22 protein-coding genes are annotated in these 19572 nt (G+C 60.1%); 11 read left to right on the top strand and 11 right to left on the bottom strand.

The genetic code is table 11. The features are described from left to right. Positions 1–187: 187 nt before the first annotated feature. From phnE (ACJ8QF_RS02365) to trpS, 5 genes are all read right to left on the bottom strand, one after another. On the bottom strand, positions 188–1087 hold the full coding sequence (gene phnE / locus ACJ8QF_RS02365) for a phosphonate ABC transporter, permease protein PhnE (RefSeq protein ID WP_033633798.1): 900 nt from the start codon (positions 1085–1087) through the stop codon (positions 188–190). After that, complete coding sequence (gene phnE / locus ACJ8QF_RS02360) at positions 1084–1947, bottom strand: phosphonate ABC transporter, permease protein PhnE (protein WP_021503954.1); 864 nt, start codon at positions 1945–1947, stop codon at positions 1084–1086. Before phnE (ACJ8QF_RS02360) ends, phnE (ACJ8QF_RS02365) begins: the two co-directional genes overlap by 4 nt. A gap of 78 nt (positions 1948–2025) precedes the next feature. Continuing rightward, positions 2026–2958 (bottom strand): phosphonate ABC transporter substrate-binding protein, encoded by a 933-nt coding sequence (gene phnD / locus ACJ8QF_RS02355; protein ID WP_004939482.1) that lies wholly within the window; start codon positions 2956–2958, stop codon positions 2026–2028. Between the two features lie 41 nt (positions 2959–2999). Next, complete coding sequence (phnC, locus tag ACJ8QF_RS02350; protein WP_004939485.1) at positions 3000–3833, bottom strand: phosphonate ABC transporter ATP-binding protein; 834 nt, start codon at positions 3831–3833, stop codon at positions 3000–3002. A 117-nt stretch (positions 3834–3950) separates the two neighbouring features. Next, the gene (gene trpS / locus ACJ8QF_RS02345) at positions 3951–4958 is read right to left on the bottom strand and encodes a tryptophan--tRNA ligase (protein WP_197752936.1); all 1008 of its coding nucleotides are present in this window, start codon (positions 4956–4958) and stop codon (positions 3951–3953) included. Positions 4959–5248: 290 nt separating this feature from the next. Between trpS and ACJ8QF_RS02340 the strand changes: the two genes are divergently transcribed. Beyond that, positions 5249–6124, top strand: a complete 876-nt coding sequence (locus ACJ8QF_RS02340; RefSeq protein ID WP_049187227.1) for an NAD(P)-dependent oxidoreductase — start codon at positions 5249–5251, stop codon at positions 6122–6124. A gap of 32 nt (positions 6125–6156) precedes the next feature. Here the strand turns inward: ACJ8QF_RS02340 and ACJ8QF_RS02335 are convergent, their stop codons facing one another. From ACJ8QF_RS02335 to ACJ8QF_RS02325, 3 genes are all read right to left on the bottom strand, one after another. Next, complete coding sequence (locus tag ACJ8QF_RS02335; RefSeq protein ID WP_015377091.1) at positions 6157–6684, bottom strand: cysteine hydrolase family protein; 528 nt, start codon at positions 6682–6684, stop codon at positions 6157–6159. A gap of 28 nt (positions 6685–6712) precedes the next feature. Then, the gene (locus ACJ8QF_RS02330; protein ID WP_049187225.1) at positions 6713–7816 is read right to left on the bottom strand and encodes a suppressor of fused domain protein; all 1104 of its coding nucleotides are present in this window, start codon (positions 7814–7816) and stop codon (positions 6713–6715) included. Positions 7817–7978: 162 nt separating this feature from the next. Continuing rightward, entirely contained in the window at positions 7979–8851 is an 873-nt protein-coding gene (locus ACJ8QF_RS02325; RefSeq protein ID WP_049187609.1) for an oxygenase MpaB family protein, read from the bottom strand. A 242-nt stretch (positions 8852–9093) separates the two neighbouring features. Here ACJ8QF_RS02325 and ACJ8QF_RS02320 point away from each other — a divergent pair, with 242 nt between their 5' ends. The 4 genes from ACJ8QF_RS02320 to ACJ8QF_RS02305 all read left to right on the top strand — a co-directional run bounded on the left by ACJ8QF_RS02320 (position 9094) and on the right by ACJ8QF_RS02305 (position 12463). Continuing rightward, entirely contained in the window at positions 9094–9537 is a 444-nt protein-coding gene (locus ACJ8QF_RS02320) for an acetyltransferase (protein ID WP_004939500.1), read from the top strand. 401 nt (positions 9538–9938) lie between these two features. Further along, positions 9939–10964 carry a methionine ABC transporter ATP-binding protein gene (locus tag ACJ8QF_RS02315; protein ID WP_021503958.1) on the top strand — a complete coding sequence of 342 codons (1026 nt, stop codon included), beginning with the start codon at positions 9939–9941 and terminating at the stop codon, positions 10962–10964. Continuing rightward, entirely contained in the window at positions 10957–11625 is a 669-nt protein-coding gene (locus ACJ8QF_RS02310; RefSeq protein ID WP_004939505.1) for a methionine ABC transporter permease, read from the top strand. Before ACJ8QF_RS02315 ends, ACJ8QF_RS02310 begins: the two co-directional genes overlap by 8 nt. 19 nt (positions 11626–11644) lie before the next feature. Then, entirely contained in the window at positions 11645–12463 is an 819-nt protein-coding gene (locus ACJ8QF_RS02305) for a MetQ/NlpA family ABC transporter substrate-binding protein (RefSeq protein ID WP_004939506.1), read from the top strand. Positions 12464–12498: 35 nt separating this feature from the next. On the opposite strand, the gene ACJ8QF_RS02300 is transcribed toward ACJ8QF_RS02305, so the two are convergent. Then, entirely contained in the window at positions 12499–13143 is a 645-nt protein-coding gene (locus ACJ8QF_RS02300; protein WP_004939509.1) for a TetR/AcrR family transcriptional regulator, read from the bottom strand. A gap of 175 nt (positions 13144–13318) precedes the next feature. Between ACJ8QF_RS02300 and bhsA (ACJ8QF_RS02295) the strand changes: the two genes are divergently transcribed. From bhsA (ACJ8QF_RS02295) to dapF, 3 genes are all read left to right on the top strand, one after another. After that, entirely contained in the window at positions 13319–13576 is a 258-nt protein-coding gene (bhsA, locus tag ACJ8QF_RS02295) for a multiple stress resistance protein BhsA (RefSeq protein ID WP_015377085.1), read from the top strand. A 192-nt stretch (positions 13577–13768) separates the two neighbouring features. Then, the gene (gene bhsA / locus ACJ8QF_RS02290) at positions 13769–14026 is read left to right on the top strand and encodes a multiple stress resistance protein BhsA (RefSeq protein WP_004939517.1); all 258 of its coding nucleotides are present in this window, start codon (positions 13769–13771) and stop codon (positions 14024–14026) included. A 113-nt stretch (positions 14027–14139) separates the two neighbouring features. Further along, positions 14140–15015, top strand: a complete 876-nt coding sequence (gene dapF / locus ACJ8QF_RS02285) for a diaminopimelate epimerase (RefSeq protein WP_442537226.1) — start codon at positions 14140–14142, stop codon at positions 15013–15015. Here the strand turns inward: dapF and ACJ8QF_RS02280 are convergent. Continuing rightward, complete coding sequence (locus ACJ8QF_RS02280; RefSeq protein ID WP_442537225.1) at positions 14990–16288, bottom strand: SLC13 family permease; 1299 nt, start codon at positions 16286–16288, stop codon at positions 14990–14992. The genes dapF and ACJ8QF_RS02280 overlap by 26 nt on opposite strands. A gap of 84 nt (positions 16289–16372) precedes the next feature. Next, positions 16373–17278, bottom strand: a complete 906-nt coding sequence (locus ACJ8QF_RS02275; protein ID WP_442537412.1) for a bifunctional helix-turn-helix transcriptional regulator/GNAT family N-acetyltransferase — start codon at positions 17276–17278, stop codon at positions 16373–16375. 483 nt (positions 17279–17761) lie between these two features. Here ACJ8QF_RS02275 and ACJ8QF_RS02270 point away from each other — a divergent pair, with 483 nt between their 5' ends. From ACJ8QF_RS02270 to ACJ8QF_RS02260, 3 genes are read left to right on the top strand one after another with little or no spacing between them, the layout of a single operon-like run. Continuing rightward, positions 17762–18433, top strand: coding sequence for a CsgG/HfaB family protein (locus ACJ8QF_RS02270; RefSeq protein ID WP_004939528.1), 672 nt, complete (start codon positions 17762–17764; stop codon positions 18431–18433). Between the two features lie 18 nt (positions 18434–18451). After that, positions 18452–18808 (top strand): DUF4810 domain-containing protein, encoded by a 357-nt coding sequence (locus tag ACJ8QF_RS02265; RefSeq protein WP_033645832.1) that lies wholly within the window; start codon positions 18452–18454, stop codon positions 18806–18808. Then, entirely contained in the window at positions 18805–19461 is a 657-nt protein-coding gene (locus tag ACJ8QF_RS02260; RefSeq protein ID WP_004939534.1) for a DUF799 domain-containing protein, read from the top strand. The genes ACJ8QF_RS02265 and ACJ8QF_RS02260 overlap by 4 nt, the downstream gene beginning before the upstream one ends. The last annotated feature ends 111 nt before the right edge of the window (positions 19462–19572 follow it).

Genomic DNA, 19572 nt, shown 5'->3' with positions numbered 1-19572 from the left:
TAAAAAAATGCCCCATACCCAAAATAATTGGAGTTGCATCGCGGCGGCAAATTTGTAAGCCCCCGGAGCATAGTTAACTATGTGACCGGGGCGCGCAAATGCAGCCAACAAAGAGGCAGCTCCAAGTATGACGGGTATGGCCGCACACCTTGAATGTGCGGCAGTATAGGGATCGGCAAGGGGTTTCTCAATCGATTTGGCTTTTTTGCTGATACAGCGGGATGTCTTCGCCGATGATGTACTTGTTGCGCAGCAGCGACGAGACCTTGTCCATGATCATCACCACCACCACCAGGATCAGGGTGATGAACATCACCACGTCCCAGTTCCACAGCCGCATGTTCTCCGCGTACACCAGGCCGATGCCGCCGGCACCGACGAAACCCAGCACCGCCGCAGAGCGGGTGTTGGATTCGATCTGGTACAGGCTGAGCGCCAGGAAGGTGGGGAACGACTGGGTGAAGATGCCGTAGCGGTGCTTCTGCAACCCGTTGGCGCCCACCGCCGTCAGGCCGCGGCTCGGGGACTTGTCCACCGCCTCGTGCCCTTCGGCGTACAGTTTGCCCAGCAGCCCGACATCCTGCATCACGATAGCCAACACCCCGGCCAGCGGCCCCATGCCGACGGCGCGCACGAAGATCAGCCCCCAGATCGCCATATCGATACCGCGCAGCACGTCCAGCAAGCGGCGCACCAGCACCGAAATTGGCCGCAGCAACGGCGTCGACATCACGTTGCGCGCGGCGAAGAACGACAGCGGCAGCGCGATCAGCGACGCGGTGATAGTGCCGGCGAACACGATGGCGATGGTGATGCCAATCTGCTGGAAGTAGTACATGAACGGCCAGTTGGCGAAGTCATGCCAGACGAACATGCGCAGGAAATAGCGCCCCAGCTGCTGGCAGCCGTTGATAAACTGCGGCCAACTAATGCCGAAGACCAGGAAGAAGAACACGTAGTACAGCACGATCGCCAAGGCGATCAGGCCGACGGTGCGCAGGTAACGCCCCTGCTGCGCGAAGATCGCCGGATGCTGCTGTTTTAGCTGGCGCAGCGTTTCCGCCGACGCCGGAGTGCCCGCTGTCATTTTGCCCCCTCCACCACGCGCTTGCGCAGCTCGCCCGACACATAGTCGAGCACGGAAACCACCACGATGATCAGCAGCAGCGTCATGCTGACCTGATCGTAGCGGTCGAGTTTAATGTTGGTCATCAGCTCCTGGCCGATGCCGCCCGCCCCCACCAGCCCCAAAATGGTCGACTGGCGAAAGTTGATCTCCAGCCGCATGAAGCTGTAGGAGAGAAACACCGGCTTCACCTGCGGCCACAGGCCAAAGCGCATGCGCTGCAGCGGCGTGGCGCCGCAGGCCGCCAGCCCGCGCACCGGCTTGTTGGAGGCGGTTTCGATCGATTCGTAGAACAGCTTGGTCAGGCTGCCGATGGTGTGCAGCGCCAGCGCCAGGAAGCCGGGAATGGCGCCGATGCCGAACGCCATCACGAACATCACCGCCCACGCCAGCTCCGGCATGGTGCGCAGAAACGCCACCAGCGTGCGGATCGCCAGCCGCACCGAGGCCGGGGTATAGGTGTTGCCGGCCGCCAGAAACGCCAGCACGGTCGCCACCAGCACCGAAAAAATGGTCGCCGCCAGCGCCAGCTGCAGGGTCTCCCAGATCAGCGGCAGCTGGATGTTCAGGCGATAGCCCCAATAGGCCAGCGAGCCTTCGGTGCGCCCGTCGGCGAACAGCAGGTGCCAGTGCAGCGTCGGCACGGTTTCGGCCAGATAGTCGAAGAAGTGCGGAATAGACACCCAGACGGTGTGCAGGTTGAACTCGGCGAGGTTGCCGGCGCCCAGGTACAGCACCACCAGCCCGAGCGACCACAGCAGCGCTTCGCGCTTTTGCTTGCTGCGGATCCGTTGGTAATAGTGTGCGAAATCGGTATTCAAAACAGGTCTTCCATCGTTATGGAACAAGGGGTTCAGCATGCTGAACCCCTTCATTCGGGCGGCCGAGGCAGCCGGGAATCAACGGTCGCCTTTGGTCAGCTCGCGCTTCATATCGATGATGGTCTGGTATTCCGCCAGGGTGGTGTCGCCGATGTGCTGTTTGCCGCCCATCGCTTTGATAAAGCACGCGTGATCGTCTTTATCCAGCTTCTTGATGGCGGTGACCACTTTGGCCTTGAAGTCGGCTGGCAGCGAGTTGCTCACCAGGATCGGGCCGTTCGGGATCAGCGGCGACTGCCAGATGATGCGGATCTGCTTCATCAGGTCCGGATGATCCATGCGGATCATGCGGGTGAACGCGCCGCTGGTGTAGCCGGTGTTGTAGTCGCCGATCATCGACGCCCAGGTCACCGCGCCTTCGAACTGGCCGTTCAGCACGCCGAGGATGTCCTGCTCGTGGCCGCCGGAGAAGGTGACACTGGAGAAGGTGTTGTTGTATTTGTTGTCGACCGTGCCGCCGAACAGCTTTTTAAACGCCTGGTTCGGGATCAGGAAGCCGGAGGTGGAGTCCGGATCGGCGAAGCCGATGGCCTTGCCCTTCAGGTCTTCCAGTTTCTGGTATGGGCTGCCGGCCTTCACCACCACCACCGAGTGGTAGCCGCGCGACTGGTCGACGTCATCGACCGCGATACCGACGATGTCCACCGCTTTCGGATCCTTGATGTAGACCGAGGCGAACGACGACGGCGACATGCTCAGCACCAGATCAATCTTGCCGCCCAGCAGGCCCTGGATCACGCCGGAATAGTCGGACGAGTTGCGCAGCTTGGTATCGACGTTCAGCTCTTTGTCCAGGAACTGCTTCACGCACTGGTTATCGCCGATCTGCTGGGTGGCGTTCTGGCCGCCGAGAATGCCCAGGTTCAGCTCTTTCGGCGCATCCGCTGCGGCAGCATTAAAGACCATCATCGCGCCGGCCATCAGGGTGGTCAGACTCAATACTTTTTTCATTAGGTGTGCCTTGTGTGTAAAGGGTAAAGGTCAAAAGTGCTTCAATGGATCTGATTGGCTTCTTCGCCATACAGCTGGTGCAGGATCCGTTCGTTCAGTTGCGAAGGATGCCCGTCAAACACGATCTTCCCGTGGGCGATGCCGATCACCCGCGAGCAATACTCTTTCACCAGTTCGACCGAGTGCAGGTTCACCATCACCGCGATGCCGTCTTCGCTGATTTTCTGCAGCGCGTCCATGATGCGGCGGGTGTTTTTCGGATCGAGCGACGCCACCGGCTCATCGGCCAGCAGGATTTGCGGATTTTGCATCAGCGCGCGGCAGATGGCGACGCGCTGCATCTGGCCGCCGGAGAGGTGCTCAGCGCGCTGCAGCGCATGCGGCAGCATGTTGAGCCACTGCAACAGCTCGATGGCGCGAGCGCGGTCGGCGTCATCGAACAGTTTGAAGAAGGATTTCAGGGTAGACGTGTGGCTCAGACGACCCAGCAGCACGTTGGTCATCACGTCCAGCCGCGGCACCAGGCAGAAGTCCTGGAAGATCATGCCACAGCGCGCGCGCCACTGGCGCATCTGGCGGCCGGCAAGCTGGGCGATATCCTGCGCCACGCCATCGTCTTCGAAGTGCAGCATCTCGCCGCAGCTGGAAGGAATGGTGCCGTTGAGGGTGTGCAACAGCGTGGACTTGCCCGCGCCGGAACGGCCGATCACCGCCACGAACTCGCCGGCGTGCAAATCGAAATTGATGTCATCCAGCACGCGCTGCTGCGCTTTGTAGGCCTTGCCGAGCCCCTTTACCGATAACACTTTGCGGGATGCGGCGGCGTGCTGCCCTGGGAACTCGTGCTGCGCCAATTTTAACAGTGCCTGAGCCATATGATTTCTCTGGTTTCAGTGGCTAATCATTATGGGCACCTATTAACGGATAAGTTTATGACAGTGGGATGATGGTTTTATGGCCGGGGCGTGACGCGTGCCGCCCCGGCGTGCGCATCATTCCAGGCTAAAGAAGTCCAGCCCCAGCGCCGCCTTGACCTGCTGCAGCGTCTGCTGGCTGACCTGATGCGCGCGGCAGGTGCCGTGCTGCAGGATGCGCGTCAGCTCGCCTTTATCGGCGATGAATTCGGCGCGGCGGGTGCGGATCGGTTCGAGCAGGCTCTGCAGGCAATCCTCCAGCAGCCGTTTGATCTTCACGTCCCCCAACCCGCCGCGCCGGTAGTGCGCCTTCAGCTCCGCCACCAGCGCGGCGTCTTCGCAGAAGGCGTCCAGATAGGTGAACACCATGTTGCCCTCCACCCGGCCGGGATCGCTGACGTTGAGATGGCCGGGATCGGTGAACATGCTCATCACCGCCTTGTGCACCTCGTCGGCGCCGGCGCCAAGCTGAATGGCGTTGCCGCGCGATTTCGACATCTTGCCCTGCCCGTCCAGCCCCGGCAGACGCCCGACGTTGCTCAGCAGCGGCTGGCACTCCGTCAGCACCGGTTGGCCGACGATGTGGTTGAAGCGCCGCACGATCTCGTTGGTTTGCTCCAGCATCGGCAGCTGATCCTCGCCGACCGGCACGTGGGTGGCGCCAAAGGCGGTGATGTCCGCCGCCTGGCTGACCGGATAGATCAGAAAACCGGCCGGCAGGCTGCGGGCGAAATCCTTCTCGGCGATTTCGCTTTTCACCGTCGGGTTGCGTTCCAGCCGCGCCACGCTGACCAGATTGAGGTAGTACATCGTCAGCTCGGCCAACGCCGGCAGCGCCGACTGCAGGCAAATGGTGGTCTTGTGCGGATCGATGCCCACCGCCAGATAGTCGGCCACCACGTTGAGCACGTTGGCGCTGATTTTTTGCGGGTTGTTGCCGTTATCGGTCAGGCCCTGCAGATCCGCCACCATCACCGTTTGGTTATGCTGGTGCTGCAATTCCACGCGCTGGCGCAGCGAGCCGACGAAGTGGCCTAAATGCAGTGGGCCGGTGGCGCGATCGCCGGTAAGAATGGTGTAACTCATGACAGTGCTCCTGAAGGTCTGTAGACCGCCGGATCAACGCCACAAAAAATAATGCCGCCAAACCGGCGGCATTAAAAAGAGATGTGAATACTCGTGCCGCCTCAGAAGAGGCGCCACCATGACTGATTGTGGGTGGAGTGCATCGATATATTCATGGCATCAAGGTATACCCGCTGCGGCAGCGCGTCAATAACCCGCCGCCGGTGCGTAAGACGACGTTACACTCCGGCATTTGCGTTCCTGGCCCGGCGCGCTAGGGTAAAACCTTCAACCTGAAAAAGGAGCGCATGATGAAGATCGGATTTGCCGGACTGGGTGGGATGGGCAGCGCCATGGCGGCCAACCTGTTGCAGGCGGGCTTCGCCTTAACGGTATGGAACCGCTCGCCACAGGCGGCGCAGCCGCTGGTGAGCGCCGGCGCGCGGCAGGCCGAACGGCCGGAACAGTTGGCCGATGTCGACGTGCTGATCACCATGCTGGCCGACGATGCCGCCACGCAACAGGTGGTGGTGGACAGCGGATTGCTGCAACAGATGAAACCGGGCGCGCTGCATATCAATATGGCGACCATCTCGGTCGAACTCGCCAAACGCCTGACGACGCTGCATGCGGAGCACGGCATCGGCTATCTCGCCGCGCCGGTGCTGGGGCGGGTCGACGTGGCGGCCGCCGGCAAGCTGAATATTCTGGCGGCCGGCGATAGCGAGCGGCTGAAGCAAGCGCAGCCGTTGTTCGATGCCCTTGGCCAGAAAACCTGGCACTTCGGTGCCGATCCGGCGCAGGCTAACGTGGTCAAAATCGCCACCAACTTTACCTTGGCCAGCGCCATTGAAGCGATGGCGGAAGGCAGCGCGCTGGTGCGCAACTACGGCGTGTCCGGCGCCGACTACCTGCAGATGCTGAGCAGCACCGTCTTCGCCGCCCCGGCCTATCAGGGCTATGGCGCGCTGATCGCCGCCGAGAAGTATTCACCCGCCGGATTCCGGCTGGCGCTGGGGCTGAAGGACGTCGGGCTGGCGCTGGCCGCCGGCGCCGACAGCCATACGCCGATGCCGTTCGCCGGGGTGCTGAAAGACAACTTCCTCGACGCGATGGCGCAGGGGGATGCGGATCTGGACTGGGCGGCGCTGGCCAAGGTGGCGGCGCGGCGGGCGGGCCTGAAATAACGAACGGGGGCGTTGGCCCCCGTTTTCCGTTCTCAGAACACGATGTCCGCCGCGGGCACTGCGCGGATCGGCACGCCGAAGCTGTCGATGTTCGACAGCGTCTCGTTATGGTGGGTGCGGATCAGCAGGCCATCGGCATAGGATTTGTCGTGGCAGGTATGCGCATCCGCCGCCAGCGTCACCGGATAGCCGCGCGCCGCCGCGCTGCGCACCGTGGTATCGATGCAAAACGGCGTGGAGTAGCCGCAAACCACCAGCTGCGATACGCCGTTGGCGATCAGTAACGCGCCGAGCGAGGTGCGCAGGAACGAGTCCGGCGTGGTTTTCTCCACCCGATGGTCGCCCGGCGCCACCGTCAGCGCCGCGAGCACTTGCCAGGCGGCGCTGCCGTGCGGCAACTCATCGTCCGGCGTATGGTGCTGAATGACGACAACCGGCGCACCGGCCCGGCGGGCGCGCTCGCTCAGCTGATTGATGCGCGCAACGGTGCCCGCGGCATCCGCCGGCGGCGGCGTAAACAACCCTTCCTGCACATCGATAATCAACAGCGCGGTGGTCATGGCGGCTCCTGAAGAAAAGATAAGCGCGTCAGCACACCGGCTGGCGCGGGCGGAAAATATGGTCGACGCCCTGCTCGCGCAGCCTGTGCACCAGATCGTGCCCGCCATTCGGCGTGGCGTGCGCCAATTGGCGCTCGGCGGTAAACACCGGGCTGGCCCAGAACAGGTTAACCGGATCGCCATACTGCTGCGGCAGAGCCAGGTGCGCGTGATGCGGGTAGAAGGACGACGATAAAATATAGCCCTCATAGCCCAGCGGCGCCACGTCGGACTCCAGCGTATGCCCTTCGCCGATCCAGGTCAGCCGCGCCCACGGCGCATGAGCGAAACCGGCCAGCGCGCTGGCCATCTGCACCGCGTTGTCTTCGGTCATGTATTGACTGTCGATGGCGATCGCCATCTCCATGCGGCGATAGCGCGAAGCCTCGTCGTTGAACAGGATCTCCACCCACGGCATCGGCCGGATGCTGACCCCCATGGTGAGGAAGTAATAGATGCCGTCGCGTTCGTGCTGGGTGATGGCCATCGGCGGCCACTTGCCCTGATCGATGGCGTAGTATTTTACCGAGGGGCCGAAATGCTGCTCATAGCGCGCCTGAAAATCGCGCTGCATCTTCGGCCACGGATTGCCCTCTTCACGCTGCCAGCTACGCCAGAATTGGCGGGTGCTCTCCGCCTGCGCATATTGGGTGTTGGTCGAGGCCGAACCGAGCGGATAGGCCAACGGGCTCTCCTTGATGCAGCTGGCGGAATAGCACACCGAATGGTCGATATACAGGCTCCAGCCGGGGATCACCGCCAGCAGTTGGCCGTAATACCACAGGGCCGCGCCGTCGTCGCTTTCGCTCCACACCACCATCAACCCTTCCGGGTTCAGCGGCGCTTCCCCTTCCAGGTTGCGGCAAAACTCCGCCGCCAGCATCGGCGGCTGCCCTTGCTCCAGCGCGGCGCGATCCTCCTGCAGCGGCGCGGCGGCCAGATTGCGCAGCCAGCAGGCGCGCACCTGATAGCGATCGCTGTAGGCTTCGGCGGGATAGATGTAAAAATAGGCTGCCCGGTGATCTTGCTGAACCACCGCGACCAGCGTCTGGTTCTCATTGCTGACTTCAGCAAGTACGTATGACTCGTTCATATCACCTCAATAGGGTCAGGGCGCGGCAGAATCGGCTGCGCGCCAAAAATGGAATGTGGCTTTGCCCCAAGTGTAAAACGCATTACTGGCCGGATCACCCGTAAAAGTCTCAAAAACGGCCGTAAACGAAGATAAACAAAGGCTAATTATAGCGGCTGCGGCTCATGACGGCTGAGTGATGCGCCGCACCGCACGCTGATAGGAACCGTTGCGCATCGACGCGCCCAGCACCTTGCCCAAACCGGCGGCGCCCGTTCGCACCAGCCGCCGCCGCAGCGCGCCCTGATGAAAACCAAACTGCCGCTGCGCCCAATCGGGTAACAGATCGATGCCCGCCTGCATCACCACCCCGCCGAGGGGGCGCGCCAATGCGCTCGGCGCCGGCGCCTTCAGCAGAATGCGCGCCACCTCTTGCGTGCGTTCATCGCACACCAGCTGCGGCCGCATCGCCTGCAGGTATTCTTCGACCTCCGCGCAGGACTGAGGAATTGCCGTCGCCCCCAGCGCGGCGGCCACGCGCGCCGCTTCACGATAGTATTGATCCTGCAAATCGCGGGAAAGGTGCGGGTTGCGGTAGCGCAGGTGGCTGGCCAGAAAACGGCTGCTCTCCGCCACGTGCACCCAGGTCAGCAGCGCCGGATCGCTGGCGGCATAAGGCGTGCCGTCGCTGCCGACGCCGGTCACCCGCAGATGGATGGCTTTGACTTTGGCGATCAGCCGCTGCGCCTCGGCGGTCGGGCCGAAGGTGGTGACCGACACGAACTGGCTGGTGCGGCGCAGGCGGCCGATCATATCTTCGCGAAAATTGGAGTGATCCCACACTCCGGCCAGCGCCAGCGGGTGCAGCATTTGCAGCAGCAAGGCGCTGACGCCGCCGCACAGCATCGGGGTGAAGTCGCGATGTACCTGCCAGATGACAGACTGCGGGCCGAACAAGCCCGGATCGCCCGGCGGGTTCTCGAAGTCGACGCCGCCGAGCGCCAGCCCGGTCAGGCTGAGCACCTGTTTTTCTATCGCTGCGCGTACCGCTTCCATCCTGCCGCCCTCTTGCTGGTTCAGCGGCCAGTGTATCACGCGACGAACGCCTCATTGCGCCCTGCGGCGGTTGAAAGCATTAACTTGCTGAATTACAGTTGTTATACCGCTTGCGAGAAGGCGGGCCTATTCGATCCACTGCAGAGGCGCTTTGCAGGGCGTTAACCCACGTTAATTCGGCACTAACCCCACAAAACCTCTATCTAGTTTCTTTTCCTTCAACTTAGATAGCAGAGAGTTCGATGATTACCATCAGAGCACGCGCGGCGGAAGACAACGCGCAATTGGCAGATATCTGGCTGCGTTCGGTGCGCGCCACCCACCATTTTTTAACCGAAGACAACATCGCGCAGCTGTTCCCGCTGGTGCTGAACGACTACCTGCCGGCGGTCAACGTTTGGGTGGCCGAAGACCGACCGGGGCATCCCTGCGGCTTTATCGGCCTGAACGGCAACAAGGTGGAGATGCTGTTTATCGACGCCGATCAGCGCGGCCAAGGCGTGGGCAAAGCGCTGTTGACCCACGCGGAAACGCTGCACGATGAGCTGCAGCTGGACGTGAACGAGCAAAATCCGCAGGCCAGCGGCTTCTACCGCCACTACGGGTTTGTCATCACCGGCCGCTCGCCGCTCGACGGCCAGGGCAACCCGTTCCCGCTGCTGCACATGAAGCTGGACAAACGCTAGCCTTCCGCCGGCCGCCCTGCGGCCGGTCAGTCTATTGACAAAGAGGGGAAAAAGCGTGGTTTTTCCCCTCTTTGTGGTGATCAGCCGAAAATCAATAAATTGATTTTCCTTGTTTTTTATTCGGTGCTCTCTGCCAACCCGGCAAGGGTATAAGGTTTGTCATCAATCTCGCCGGCCGCCCTGCGGCCGGTTTTCTTCCCCCGCCTCCCCCGCCGCCTTATATATCAAATCAGAATAAGTAATAGATTTTACATTCTTCCTGTCACTATCAACCCTCGGTAGGATTGCCCGGTATTCACCCGCAACAGAGGTTCCGTCAGCCGAAAAGCCGAACGATCTCTGTCCGGCGCACCGCGCTCTGGACGGAATGCTGTGATGTATCGATAAGGATCCGCTTCGCTATGATCGTTCTTTCGAACGTTTGCAAAACTTTTGACAGCACACAGGGCCGCGTCGTAGCGGTAGACAACGTCAGCCTGGCGGTAGAGGCCGGGCAAATTTACGGCATCATCGGCTACAGCGGCGCCGGCAAAAGCACCCTCATCCGCCTGCTCAACGGCCTGGAAACGCCCACCAGCGGCCGCATCGACGTCGGCGGCTTCGATATCGCCCGCGCCAAAGGCAGCCATCTGCGCCAGGCACGGCTGAAAATCAGCATGGTGTTTCAGCACTTCAATCTGCTGTGGTCGCGCACCGTCAGCCAGAACATCGCGTTTTCCATGCAGATCGCCGGCGTGCCCAAGGCGCAGATTGCGCCGCGCGTGGCGGAACTGATCGCGCTGGTCGGCCTGCAGGGGCGCGAAAACGCCTACCCGTCGCAGCTCAGCGGCGGCCAAAAGCAGCGCGTCGGCATCGCCCGCGCGCTGGCCAATAACCCGAGCGTGCTGCTGTGCGACGAGGCCACCTCGGCGCTCGATCCGCAGACCACCGACGCCATTCTCGACCTGCTGTTGGACATCAACCGTCAGCTGAAATTGACCATCGTGCTGATCACCCACGAGATGCACGTGGTGCGCAAAATCTGCCACCGCGTGGCAGTGATGGAAAACGGCCGCATCGTCGAAGAAGGCCCGGTGCTCGATGTGTTCACCCGGCCGCAGCAGCCGATCACCCGGCAGTTCGTCAAACAGGTGTCGCAGTATGCGGACACCGAAGAGAGCTTCAACCCGCAGCTCACCGCCCACCTGCCGGGGGCGATTTTCAAGTTGACCTTCGTCGGCGTGCAAACCCATCAGGCGGTGATCTCTGAAGTGATCCGGCGCTACGCCCTGACCATCAACATTCTGCACGGCAAGATCAGCCACACCCTCAACGGTTCGTTCGGCGAACTGTACATCCACGCCGAAGGCAACGAACAACAAGTCGCCGACATGCTCAAGTTGCTGAACGAAAGAAACATCGCCGTCGAGGTTATCCAACATGATTGAATCCCTGTTCCCCCACCTGCGTCTGGACCAACTGTGGGACGCCACCTGGGAAACGCTGTACATGACCGGCATCGCCGGTTTGGCCACGCTGGTGCTGGGCATCGTGCTCGGCGTGCTGCTGTTTTTAACCTCGAAGGGCCAGCTGTTGCAGAACCGGGCGGTCTACTCGCTGATCTCCGTGTTGGTCAACGTCTTCCGCTCCATTCCGTTCATCATTCTGATCGTGCTGCTGATCCCGTTCACCAAGTCGCTTATCGGCACCATTCTCGGCGCAGATGCGGCCCTGCCGGCGCTGATCGTCGGCGCGGCGCCGTTCTATGCCCGGCTGGTGGAGATCGCGCTGCGCGAGGTCGACAAAGGAGTGATCGAAGCGGCGCGCTCGATGGGCGCCAAAAACCGCACCCTGATTTTCCGCGTATTGCTGCCGGAAAGCTCGCCGGCGCTGGTTTCCGGCATCACCGTCACCCTGATCGCGCTGGTGAGCTACACCGCGATGGCCGGGGTGATCGGCGCCGGCGGCCTGGGCAACCTGGCCTATCTGGAAGGCTTCCAACGCAACCACAGTGACGTGACGCTGGTGGCGACGCTGACGATCCTGCTGATCGTTTTCGTCATTCAGTTCATTGGCGACACCCTGACAAGAACGCTCGATAAACGTTAATTAACCAAGGAAAACGATGATGAAAAAGCACCTACTGATGTTGGCTTTCGCCTCCGTCGCCACTCTGGCTTCTTTTGGCGCCGCCGCGGCGACCAAGCTGGTGGTCGGCGCCTCCAACGTGCCGCACGCCGAGATCCTCGAACAGGCTAAACCGATACTGGCGAAGGAAGGCATCGATCTGCAGATCAAGCGCTTCCAGGACTACATCCTGCCGAACACTGCGCTGGCCAGCCATGACATTGACGCCAACTATTTCCAGCACGTGCCTTACCTGAACTCGGTGCTGAAAGACCACGCCGACGACAAGAGCTACGACTTCGTCAGCGCCGGTGCGATCCATATTGAGCCTATCGGCATCTACTCGAAGAAGTACAAGAGCCTGAAAGATCTGCCGGAAAACGGCAAAATCATCATGCGCGACGCGGTGGCGGAAGAAGGCCGCATCCTGTCTATTTTTGAACGGGAAGGCGTGATCAAGCTGAAGCCGGGGGTGAGCAAAGTGGACGCGCGCATCACCGACGTGGTGGAAAACCCGAAACACCTGAAGTTCCAGGCCAACGTTGAGGGCGCGCTGCTGCCACAGATGTATAACAACAACGAAGGCGACGCGGTGGTGATCAACGCCAACTACGCCATCGACGCCGGGCTGAATCCGACCAAGGATCCGATCGCGGTCGAAAGCGGCGAAAACAACCCGTACGCCAACATCATCACCGTGCACAAAGCCGACGTGAACAAGCCGGAGATCGTGGCGCTGGTGAAAGTGCTGCACTCCAAGCCGATTCAAGACTTTATCCGCGAGAAGTACCAGGGCGCGGTGATCCCGGTCAATCAGTGACGTTATATACGGCCCGGTGAAAACCGGGCCTGTTTCTACACCTTATTGCCAATCTGGCTGAGACGCGGCCACACCAGCATCAGCGCTTCCAGCAACCGCAGCAGATCGCTGCGGCTTGCCCCTTCGCGCGCCTGCACCGACATGCCTTCAATGGTGCAAATGACGTATTTCGCCAGCAGCGCGGTGTCGGTCTTCGCCAGCAGTTCACCCTGCTGCACCTTACGATCGAAACAGGCTTTCAGCGCCGCTTCCTGGGCATGATGTTTTTTGCGCAGCATCTGGGCGACGTCGTCGGACGCGGACGACAGCGCGGCGGAGGCGCACACCATAAAACAACCTGACGGCGTATCGGGATCGGTAAACACTTCGACGGAAGAACGCACGTAGGCCTCGACGATCTCGGCTACCGGCAACGCCTGTTCCAACAGTTGGTTGGTGCAGGTGGTGTATTTTTGCAGATAGCGTTCCACCGCCGCGCGGAACATCCCTTCCTTGTTGCCGAATTCCGCATACAGCGTCGGCGCTTTGGCGCCGGTCACTTCCACCAGATCGGCCAGCGAGGTGGCTTCATAGCCGTGCCGCCAGAACAGATCGAGCGCGCTTTCCAGCGCCCGGTCGCGATCAAATTGTTTCGGCCTGCCACGGCTCTTTTTGCCGCAGACCTCTTCATTGATGCTCATCATTCTCTCCTGTCCCGCTCCACAGCAGGGTTAGCACAAATAACTTAACGATCATTATAAAAAAATATTGCGCCCTCGTCGAGAACCGATTAGCATTTAGTTATCGATCGTTAAGATAATTTAGCGAAGCGGATTAAACCCCTCTATTCACCGTTATCGGAAAGGAATTAACATTATGAAAAACTTAAAATTAACCTTAGCAGCCCTCACTCTGGCCAGCATTTCCTTCGGCAGCTTCGCCGCTGATTTGGTCCAGAACCAACCGGCTGACCAGCAGAAAGTGGGCGTCATTACCGTCAGCGGCGCATCCGATCTGACCTCGCTGGAAAGCAGCCTGGCCGCCAAAGCCGATCAGGCCGGTGCAAAATCCTTCCGTATCATCGGCGCCGGCGGTAACAACCAGCTGCACGGCACCGCAGAAATCTATCAATAACAATGAATTAAACCAGCGGATCGCGATAAGTTTTGCTCCCGACGCCAGGGCGTCAAAAAAATTAATTAACGAGCATTAAAAAAATACTTGCAATCCGTCAAACCGGCATCTAACATTAAATTATCGATCGTTAATTAATTTAACGACCTTACAAAACAAACATCGTAAAGAACAAAGATAGGAAATAAGACCATGAAAAACCTGAAAATGACCATCGCCGCCATCGCACTGGCTTCCGTCTCCTTCGGCAGCTTCGCCGCCGAACTGGTTAACGCACAACCCGCCGATCTGCAAAAAGCCGGCGTCGTCACCGTCAGCGGCGCGTCCGACCTGAGCAGCCTGGAAAACAAACTGGCGGCCAAAGCCGATGCGGCGGGCGCAAAATCCTTCCAGATCATCGCCACCACCGGTGACAATAAACTGCACGGCACCGCGATCATCTACAATTAATGGCCGGATCGGCAATCGTGCAAAAGGGCGGCTCAGGCCGCCTTTTGTTTGCTTTAACGCCAACGTTCTGTTGTAAGCTGTAGCGACCTTTTTCCGCTGAGCCGAGCAACGCCATGACTCCCCTGCTGTTCCACAAATATCACGGTCTGGGCAACGACTACCTGGTATGCCACCGTTCGGTCGCCGATCGGCTGAGCCATGAACAGATCCGCCTGCTGTGCCACCCGCATTACGGCATCGGTTCCGACGGCCTGCTGATCGACAGCGGCGACGCCGTCAATCCCACCCTGCGCATCATCAACCCGGACGGTTCCGAAGCGGAGAAGAGCGGCAACGGCCTGCGCATCTACGCGCGCTATCTGTTTGACAGCGGCCGCGTGGGCCATCAACCGTTTTTGGTGCACACCGCCGGCGGCGACGTGCGCTGCCAGGTGGCGCAAGACGCGCATCAGATAACGGTGGAAATGGGGCGCGCCAATTTCAGCCCGGCGGCGCTGCCGGCGTTGATCGATCTGCCGGAGGCGCTGAACTATCCGCTGCCCCTGAGGGAGGAGACGTTAAGCGTTTCGCTGGTGTCGATGGGCAACCCGCACTGCGTGGTGCCGGTGGAAAAACTGGATCTGGCGCAGGTGCATCGGCTCGGACCGCAGATTGAACGCCATCCGCTGTTCCCGAAACGCACCAATGTACAACTGGTGGAAGTGGTCGATCGCCAGACGCTGCGCATCGGCATCTGGGAGCGCGGCGCCGGTTTTACCCTCGCCTCCGGCAGCAGCAGCTGCGCCGCCGCCAGCGTGATGCGCAAGTTGGGACGAGTCAGCGATCGGGTTAGCGTGCGGATGCCGGGCGGCGAGCTGCAGATCGCCTTCAGCGGCGATTTTCAGGTCAGCATGCGCGGACCGGTGCATAAAATCGCCACTCTGACGCTGGACGAAGATTGTTTTGCCGGCGGCGCAGGGCTGTTTACGGGATCCACCCCAGCAGTCTGAACCACAGATAATCCAACGGCACCAGCAGCGCAAAGCTGAGCACGGCCAACAGCAGGCACAGCTTCAGCCCCTCGCGCGCCGGCACTTTGCCCATCCCCATCGCCACCACGATCGGCGCAGCCTGATACGGCAGCAGCGGCGTGGCGTAACCGATCACCTGAGTCATCAGCACCGTCAGCAGCGGTAAACCGCTGCCCGCCGACAGCGCCTCCGCCAGCGGGGTAAACAGCGCCGGTACGCCATTGGCGGTCACCACGAAATTCAGCAACGCGGTGATCCCCACCAGCGAACCGAACGCAGCGAACGGTTTGTCATGCAGATCCGGCATCATCGCCAGCAGCGCACCGCCCAACCGATCGCCGAGCCCCGAGTGACTGACCAATGCGGTCAGCCCCAGGATCCCCGCCACGTAGATACAGGTGCGCACGTTAACCCCGACGGCGAACTGCTCGCCGTTGAGAAACCCGATACGCGGCAACAGGCAGAAACACGCTGCCGCCAACCCTATCCAGGCGGGAGCGATGCCGTGCCAGCTGTCGGTCATCCACAGCAACACCGTGGCGCCCAACAGCGCGATCAGCCGCCATTCGGCGGCGCTGAGCGGGGTTTGCGCCGCCTCGGCCGCCACCGGCTGCGGCCGCGCACGGAACAGGCCGCAGATGCACAGCGTCAGCAGCGCGCCTTTGGCGATCCCGAGCACCGGGGCGTGCAACAGCAGGTAAGAAAGATAAGCGAAGTGGCTGCCATAGGCGCTTTCCGCCGCGCCGCTCATCACCAGATTGGGCACGTTGGCCGGCAGGATGCTGGCAGAGAGCTGGAAGGTGCCGAACCCCACCGCCAGCGCCAAACCGATGCGGCCGCGCGAGCCTTCCGCCAGACCGGCGCGATTGGCCAACGCCATAACGATCGGCATCAGCAGCGTAATGCGCCCCATATTGGAAGGCATGACAAATGCCAGCGCGTAGCTTATCGCCACCACGCCGCCCACCAGCCGGGGCCAGGAACCGGCCAGATGCGGCAAGAGTCGGTTGGCCAGGCGATCCGCCAAACCGGTGCTGCGGATGGCGGAGCCCAGCACGAAACCGCTGAGCACCAGCCAGAATGCGGAAGACGCGAAACCGGAAAAGGTCACCGCGGCGGGCGCCAGCTGCAAGACCATCACCGCCGCAAAGAACAGCAGCGCGACCACATACTCCGGCAAGCGGGCGCTGGCCCATAGCACGATGACCACCAGCGTGACCAGCGCGGGCAGCGCCATCGGATCCCCCAACATAGTTTCCTCCCTGATAAAACGTTGTGATTGTTATCAAACGGTTAACAGGGTGACACAAGGCGCGGGCGCTAACCTTGAAACCGCTCACATATCGTCGCTCTGGAGATTTTTCAGCATGCATACGTTGCAGCCGTGGTGGCCGGTATTGCCGCGCCGTTCCGTCAACAGCGTGAACCCCAGCGCATAGTACAACCCGATCGCCTCTTTCAACTGTTCGGTGGTTTCCAGGTAGCAGTAGCGATACCCCGCCGCCCGCGCCGCCTTCAGCGCCTGCACCACCATATGGCGCGCCATGCCCAACCCGCGCGCGCCGGGTTTGAAAAACAGTTTTTGCAGCTCGCAATAGCCGGGCTCTTCGCCGGCCAGCGGCGCCATGCCGACGCCCCCCACCACCTGTCCGTCCCGCTCCAGCACCCAGTAGTGGCCGCCGTTGTCGCGATACAGACCGGTCAGCCGATCGAGACCCGGATCGTGCAGACTGACCCCTTCCATTTTGTCCATGCCGTACTCGCGAAACACATCGCGAATGATCGCCGCCATTACCGCATCGTCGCGCTCGGCGATCGGCCGCACCCGCAGATTGGCGTCGCGCTGTTTGCGCGCGCTGCGCAGCGCCGCGGTCATCTTTTTCATCGCTGCGGTGGTGCTCGCCAGCTCATCGTCGTCCAACTGCGCCAGCGCCGCCTGCATAAAACCGTCGGCGTCGCTCTCGATGCCGGCCAGCGTCTTGCCGCCCTGTTTACTCAGCCGATGCAGGTTGTGCCGCTTGTCATCAGGATGATCCACCGTTTCTATCACGCCGGCGGCCACCAGGCTGCGCAGCGCCCGGCTGGCGCTGGCCTTGTCGATGCAAAGCCGGGCCGCCAGCTCGGTGACGCCCAGCGGCTGCTCGCTGACTTCGATCATCAGATGGATCTGCAGCGGCGAAAAGCGCGAGCCGTTGCTCTGCTTGTTCAACATGCCGAATTCTCTGACCAAACTGCGCGCCAATGCTCTGAAATCCCTGATGTTCACAATTGATATCCCCGATTCGCTACCGATGAAAAATGACACTTGGTTGATAGTGTTACCTAATTTTCACTACCTTACCGGATCATCAAGCCGCCATGAACCCCGACATAACAGATGAGCTGATGCAAAATGTAATATCATCCAATATATAAAACTTATTAATTGTAAGATTTCAGAATAAACACCCATATATTTAAGATTAAAAAAAACCATAAACCAGTTAAAAAACGTACAACCGTGAAAAAAACTTGCAGGAAAGAGAGAGAATCGATACTAACCCATTTAATTCCAATAGGTTACAACGATGTTAATAGCGGCATTAATGCCGATATCTTGTTGTAATTTGTTACATATTCATGGCAGGATCGCGGCGTTTCTATAACGACGACAACGCTCGTTATATCAACATCGGGCGCGGGTTGCTCCCGCGCTGTTTTATGCTCATGGAGAGATTGCACGCCAATGAAAAAATCACTCGCCGTCTGTTCCGTCGCCCTTTCCGTCACTTTGCTGGCGGGCTGCGCGACCGAATCTTCTCGCACTTTGGAAGTGCCGAAAGTGGCTTCCTACAACACCACTTATCAGGGCCCACGCAGCCCTATCGCCGTCGGTAAATTCGACAACCGCTCCAGCTACATGAACGGCATCTTCTCCGATGGCGTCGATCGGCTGGGCAATCAGTCCAAGACTATCCTGATCACGCATTTGCAGCAGACTGGCCGTTTCAACGTGCTGGATCGCGCCAATATGGAAGAGCTGAAAACTGAAGCCGGTATCAAAGGGAAGGCACAAACGCTGAAAGGTGCCAATTATGTGATTACCGGCGATGTCACCGAATTCGGCCGTAAAGAAGTCGGCGATCATCAGCTGTGGGGGATTTTGGGCCGTGGTAAATCACAAGTCGCTTACGCCAAAGTCAATCTGAACGTCGTAAACGTACAGACCTCAGAAGTTGTCTTTTCCTCTCAGGGTGCCGGTGAATACGAACTGTCCAATCGCGAAATCATCGGTTTCGGGGGCACCGCCAGCTACGACTCCACCCTTAACGGCAAGGTGCTGGATCTGGCCGTGCGTGAAGCCGTCAATAACCTGGTCACCGGTATCGAAAACGGCGCATGGCGCCCTGCTAACTAACGGACTAGAAGCAGAAAGATGATAACTAAAAAAATGGGCGGGGCGCTGTTTGCAGCGACCCTGCTGGCCGGCTGCGCCGCGCCGAAAACGCTTTACAATTGGGATGGCTACCAAACTTCTCTTTATCAATACTACCAGCAGGAGGGGCAAAGCCCTGAGCAGCAGATCGCCACGCTGAAAGAGATCGTCGAGAAATCCCGCGCCAAGGATAAAGCCGTACCGCCGGGACTGCATGCGCAACTGGGGCTGCTGTACAGCAAAACCGGCAACGACGGACAAGCCATGAGTGAATTCAACACGGAAAAAACGCTGTTCCCGGAATCAGCTCCGTTTATGAATTTCCTGATGGCCAAGGATAAGGGGAGCTTTAAATGAAACGTGTACTCTCTTTCCTCAGCGTTGCCGCCATCCTGTTGCTGAGCGGCTGTGCCAAGCAAACGCCTTATGACTATGCGGCATTCCATGAGAGCAAGCCGAAGTCGATCCTGGTCTTGCCGCCGGTTAATCAGTCGCCGGACGTCAAAGCCAGCCACAGCGTGCTCGCCAGTGCAACCTTACCGCTGGCCGAGGCCGGTTACTATGTGCTGCCGGTCGCTGTAGTGGAGGAAACCTTCCTGCAAAACGGTCTAACCAACGCCAACGACATCCGCGCCGTCAGTCCGAAAAAACTGCACCAGATTTTCGGCGCCGACACCGTGCTGTACCTGGATGTCACGCAATACGGTACCAGCTACATGGTGATCAGCAGCGAAACTCGCGTTACCGTAGCCGCTCGCCTGGTTGACCTGCGCAACGGCAAACAGCTGTGGGCCGGCACCGCTACCGCATCCAGCAACGAAGGCAACAACAATTCCGGTGGCCTGCTGGGCATGGTGATCAGCGCCGCGATTTCACAAATCGCGGATACCATCAGCGACAAAGGGTTCGACATTGGTGCCATCGCCAACACTCGCCTCCTGTCGGCAACAGGTCAGAACGGCGCCATTCTTTATGGCCCGCGCTCACCTCATTACGCCAGCCAGCGTTAAGCAGTCTCTCGGGCGGCCTTCTCGGGCCGCCTATGCCAAACTTGTCCCTTTTGCCAAAAGTAGCCCATGCTTTAACTGCTTCTCTCCTTCTGGCTAACCGGGACGCTGGCT

This window comes from Serratia sp. CY81684 (assembly GCF_052166595.1).
Taxonomy (GTDB): domain Bacteria; phylum Pseudomonadota; class Gammaproteobacteria; order Enterobacterales; family Enterobacteriaceae; genus Serratia; species Serratia nematodiphila.
This window is presented reverse-complemented; position numbering and strand designations above follow the sequence as displayed.